This is a genomic window from Variovorax sp. 01T439_2, from assembly GCF_056398445.1.
The window spans coordinates 1-4,964 of sequence record NZ_JBFTPJ010000403.1 but is presented as its reverse complement, the minus strand read 5'-3'; the positions used below and the strand labels follow the sequence as shown (position 1 = coordinate 4,964).

The window sequence follows — 4,964 nt, the reverse complement described above, 5'->3', positions numbered from 1 at the left end:
GACGTAGCGCGTCTGGCCTTCCGAGATTTCGATCGTGCGTGGTGCAGGCGGCGCCGGCGGCGGAGCGGGGGCGCGGGCGGCGTGGGAGCGGGAGCTTCCGCAACGGGCGCGGGCGGCGGAGGCTCGGGCACGCCGACCGGCGCGCTGGGCGCGGGTGTGGGCTTCGGCTCGCGGATGGCCACCGGCCGCGGCGGCGGCTTGACCGCCTCGGGCTTGCGCTGCGGAGGCGGCGGTGGAGGAGGAGGCGGCGGTTCGGCCGGCTTGGGCGGCTCGACGAACTGGCTCAGGATTTCAACGGGGATCACCACTTCGGCAGCGCGGCGCAGCAGGCCGCTTTGCAGCGCCCACAGCGCGGCTGCATGAAACAGGATCACGCCCCCGGCAATGAGTGCATTGCGCGAGAGGCCCAGTACGGAGGGGGGAGGGGCAAAGCGGTCAGACACGATCAACCAATTCGAATGCGGGCACCCACGGAGCGTGCCTCGATTGCAGCAAAACCGCTACGACTACTGTTTACTTACGAAAGATCCACCAGACCGAGCCTGCAACGAGGATCAGGCTGCCGCCGAGTGCCGAGAAGAGTTCCATGCCTTGCTTTCCGAAATGGAGGTGGCAAGCTGGATCGCACTCGTTCCCGATTCGCGGTTCAACGCGGCGACCGGGTGGGAGGCGCTGCACTGCGCGACGATATCGCGCGCACAGCCTTCACACTGGCCACACTGGGTGGCCACGCCAAGTTCGAATTGGACTTCGTCGAAGGTCATGCCCGCCCGCACGTGACGTGCGATTTCGCGGTCGGAGACTCGGCGGCAGACGCAAACGATCATGGTGGTGAAAGCGGCAGTGGCTGGCTGGTTAGGTTCGGCCGATTATAAATACGAATCCCTCGCATTTTCAATAACTATCCCTCAAAGAAGTCTTCGGTATTCGTTGGGAAAAAGTAGCATTTTCGCAACACGAGAATCTAAGTGCGAATGATTCAGACTACCTTCGCCCTACACTCCAGCCAAATTTCGGCAAGCCACCACCGGTGAAGCACCGGCCCAGCCAGCCATTCAAACCAGCCGTTTGGCTTTTCGGGAGGTTCTCTTGTCCAATGCTGCCCGTCGGCGCGCTCGTGCGCCGCATCCCATGTCTTGCACCCCTGCGGCGACCGGCGTGCCGCGCGAAGCAGCGATGCTGCCTTTCGGCGCATTGATGCTGGCCGCCTCTGTCAGCAGTTGGGCGCAGACGCCTGAAGCCCCGGTGCAGGGCGGCACGCTTGGAACCGTGACGGTGACCGAGCAGGCCGAGGTCCAGGGCAAGGACCAGGTCCAGACCAGGAAAACCAACATCGGCAAGGGAACGCAGGACATCCGCGACATTCCGCAATCGATCAACGTCATCACCGAAAAGCTGATCGACGACGTCAAGCTCGACACGCTGAAGGACGCCTTGCACTATTCGGCGGGCATCACCTTTGCCGCGACCGAGAACGGCACCGACCAGGACATCCGGCTGCGCGGCTTCCCGATCGCCAGCACCGGCGACCTGATGATCGACGGCATGCGCGACCCCTCGCAGTACGACCGCGACACCTTCAACCTCGACCGCGTCGAAGTGATGCGCGGCTCGGCCTCCATGCTCTTCGGCCGCGGCTCCACGGGCGGCGTCGTGAACCAGGTGAGCAAGAGGCCGCTGCTGGCCGACCAGACCGACGTCGTGGGTACGCTGGGCAGTGGCGGCTACTTTCGCACCACCGCCGATTTCAACGTGCGCACCGGCGAGACCTCGGCACTGCGCATCAACGCGATGTACAACAAGGCCGGCAACGGCGGCGCGAAGATCGACAAGTACGGCATCGCACCCTCGTACAGCTGGGGCCTGGGGACCGCGGACGAATTCACCGTGGGCCTGTTCCACCTGAAGAACAACAACGTGCCGATGTCGGCCGTGCGCTACGTCAACGGCAGCCTGGCGCCGGTCAAGCCCGGCAACTTCTACGGCACCTCGGCGGACTTCGTCGACGGCGAGGCGAACTACGTGCACGGCGCATGGAAGCACAGGTTCGCCAACGGCGGCGAACTGCGCACGCAAGTGCGCAGCGGCGTGTTCGAGCGGGCGCAATGGAGCACGGCGGTGGGCGCCTGCGGCGCGCTTCCCACGGCGGCTGGAACCTGCCCGGCCGGCACCCGGGCGGTCATGGCGCTCGATCCGTCGACCTTCCTCACGCGCAGCAGCCTCACGCCACGCAAGGACCGCTACAAGGGCACCTACGCGCAGAGCGACTACAGCCTGGCCTTCGATGCGCTCGGCGTGAAGCATGAGCTGCTGGCCGGCATCGATGCCTCGAAGGAGGAGGCCGTTCGCTTCCAGAACAACGGCAGCATGCTCGGCATCCGTCCGCCCACGCGCGTCGGTACGCCCGACGACGGAGCCGGCCTGGTCGGCACCGGCCTGTCGCCGCAATGGCGCAATTCGAGCAACTACGACGCGAAGGCCTACGGCCTTTACGTGCAGGACCTGGTCCAGGTCGCGCCGCACTGGAAGGTGCTCGGCGGCATTCGCTACGACAGCTTCAAGGGCGACTTCGAGCAGCTGAACTACCGCACTGGCGCAGTGAGCAGCACGCCGCTGAGCGTCACCAGCACGCATTTGTCGAACTCGCCGTGGAGCTACCGCGGCGGCGTGATGTACCAGCCCTCCGATTCCCAGTCGTACTACGTGTCGTACGGCACCTCGTTCAACACCTCGGCCGACACCTACCAGTACGTCACGCCGCAGAACGCCAACACGCCGCCCGAGAAGAGCCGCAACCTCGAAGTGGGTGCCAAGCTCGACTGGCTGGACGGCGCGCTCTCCACGCGCGGCGCGATTTTCCGCACCGAGAAGTACAACGAGCGCACCACCGATGCCGACTTTGCCGGCTCGGCCTACACGCTCTCGGGCAAGCGGCATACCGCAGGCGTCGAGCTCGACGTGGTCGGCCGCCTGGGCCGGCAGTGGGAGGTCTACGCTTCGTACACCTGGATGCCGGTCGCCAAGATCGACCAGGCCGGCAGCGCGGCTGCGGCGCAGGCCTCGGTCGGCCAGCGCGTGGGTCTCACGCCCAAGCAGTCGGGTGCGGTCTGGGTCAGCTACCAGGCAACGCCGAAGCTGCGCGTCGCACTGGGCGCGCATGGCGCGACCGAGAACCGGCCGCTGACGGGCACCACCGGCGCCGCGTCGGCGACCGCCCGCGTGCCGGGCTATGTCGTGGCCGATGCAATGCTCGAATACAAGTTCACGCCGGACGTGTACGCGCAGATCAACATCAACAACCTCAGCAACAAGGCCTACGGCGATCAGCTGTATCCGGGCTTTGCCATCCTGGGCGCCAAGCGCCAGGTGCTCGGCACGGTCGGCGTGCGCTTCTGATCGGACTATCCTCGGGGCCATGCTGCTGCACATCAAACAGGTGCTCACCTCCGAGGAGCTGCGCGAGGCCCGCGGGATCCTCGCCGACGCCCCCTGGGGCGACGGCCGGATCACCGCCGGCAGCCAGTCGGCGCATGCGAAGAACAACGAACAGTTGAGGGAAGACTGCGAAGAAACCCGCGCGCTGCAGCAACTGCTGCTGCGCGGCCTGGAGCGGCACCAGCTTTTCTTCTCGGCCGCGCTGCCCAAGCAGATTTCGCCGCCGCTGTTCAACCGCTACGGCGGTGCGTCCAACAGCTTCGGCAACCATGTGGACAGTGCCGTCCGTTTCCTGCGCGACGGCTCGGGCCGGGTGCGCACCGACATCTCCTGCACCCTGTTCCTGGCCGGGCCCGACGAATACGACGGCGGCGRACTCGTGATCGAGGACACCTTCGGCGTGCAGCGCGTCAAGCTGCCGGCCGGAGACATGGTGCTGTATCCAGGCACCAGTGTTCACCGGGTGCTGCCGGTGACGCGGGGCTACCGCACCGCGAGCTATTTCTGGATCCAGAGCATGGTGCGCAGCGACGAGCAGCGCCGCCTGCTGTTCGAGATGGACAACCACCTGCGCCATCTTCGCAGCCAATATGGCGAGACCGATTCCGGCGTGATCGGCCTCACGAGCACGTACCACAACCTGCTGCGCATGTGGCTCGACGTCTGAGCCGCGGCGCGGCGCCTGCAACGCCAGGAGATCATTCATGAACAAGTCGCTTCTTTTCACCGTCGCCGCCGCCGCCACCGCGGTCCTCTGGGCTGCGCCGGCCTCCGCCCAGTTCGTCGATCACGACGCGGTCAAGTGTGCGCCGGTTCCCAAGGCGGAGATGCGCCCGCAGATGGAGCTGCAACGCAAGCTGACCAGCGAAGGCTGGAAGGTTCGCCAGGTCAAGGACTTCAATGGCTGCTACGAGGTCTACGGCTTCGACGAGAAGGGCCAGCGCACCGAGGCCTTCTTCGATCCCAAGACCTTCGAGAAGGTCGGGCAGGTGAAGCAGCCGTCCTGAGGAGGCGCGCGGTGCGTGCGGTTCCCGGACGTCCGCCGGTGCAGGTCTGGGGGCTTTGGCTGCGCGCAATGCACTGGGCCCTGGTCGCGGCAATTGCCGTGGCATGGTTCAGCGGCGAGGCATTGCTGCGGCTGCATGAACTGGCGGGCTACGCAGCGCTGGCCCTGATCGCCGGCCGCTGCATCGGGGGCTGGTGGGGCGGGCGCCATGCGAGGTTCCGGCAGTTCGTCCGGTCTCCCGCGCAGGTGCGGCGCTACGCGGCCGAGGTGCTGGCCCGGCGCGAAAGGCGCTATCTGGGCCACAACCCGCTGGGCGGCTGGATGGCCGTCGCCCTGCTTGCCACGGTGGCGGCGGTGGGCGTGACGGGCTGGATGTACTCGCTCGACATGTTCTGGGGATTGGCCTGGGTGGAATGGCTCCACCGCAGCCTGGCCTGGACGCTGGTGGCACTGATTGCCCTGCATCTGGCCGGTGTTGCCTTCACGAGCTGGCGGCACCGGGAAAACCTGGCGGCCGCCATGC

5 protein-coding genes and 1 pseudogene are annotated in these 4,964 nt (G+C 66.5%); 4 read left to right on the top strand and 2 right to left on the bottom strand.

Annotated features, from left to right (window positions below):
- Both AC1DOC_RS18780 and AC1DOC_RS18775 read right to left on the bottom strand, forming a co-directional pair.
- Window positions 1-443, bottom strand: a pseudogene (locus tag AC1DOC_RS18780) (hypothetical protein); the annotation flags it as partial.
- Between the two features lie 111 nt (window positions 444-554).
- Entirely contained in the window at window positions 555-827 is a 273-nt protein-coding gene (locus AC1DOC_RS18775) for a (2Fe-2S)-binding protein (RefSeq protein ID WP_018903007.1), read from the bottom strand.
- Between the two features lie 304 nt (window positions 828-1,131).
- Here AC1DOC_RS18775 and AC1DOC_RS18770 point away from each other — a divergent pair, with 304 nt between their 5' ends.
- From AC1DOC_RS18770 to AC1DOC_RS18755, 4 genes are all read left to right on the top strand, one after another.
- Window positions 1,132-3,396 carry a TonB-dependent receptor gene (locus AC1DOC_RS18770; protein ID WP_307594098.1) on the top strand — a complete coding sequence of 755 codons (2,265 nt, stop codon included), beginning with the start codon at window positions 1,132-1,134 and terminating at the stop codon, window positions 3,394-3,396.
- A 19-nt stretch (window positions 3,397-3,415) separates the two neighbouring features.
- Window positions 3,416-4,102 carry a Fe2+-dependent dioxygenase gene (locus tag AC1DOC_RS18765; protein WP_478130260.1) on the top strand — a complete coding sequence of 229 codons (687 nt, stop codon included), beginning with the start codon at window positions 3,416-3,418 and terminating at the stop codon, window positions 4,100-4,102.
- A gap of 37 nt (window positions 4,103-4,139) precedes the next feature.
- Window positions 4,140-4,442, top strand: coding sequence for a PepSY domain-containing protein (locus AC1DOC_RS18760; RefSeq protein WP_027730351.1), 303 nt, complete (start codon window positions 4,140-4,142; stop codon window positions 4,440-4,442).
- 11 nt (window positions 4,443-4,453) lie between these two features.
- Window positions 4,454-4,964: cytochrome b/b6 domain-containing protein (locus AC1DOC_RS18755; protein ID WP_478130259.1), on the top strand; the 511-nt coding region annotated here is incomplete at its 3' end.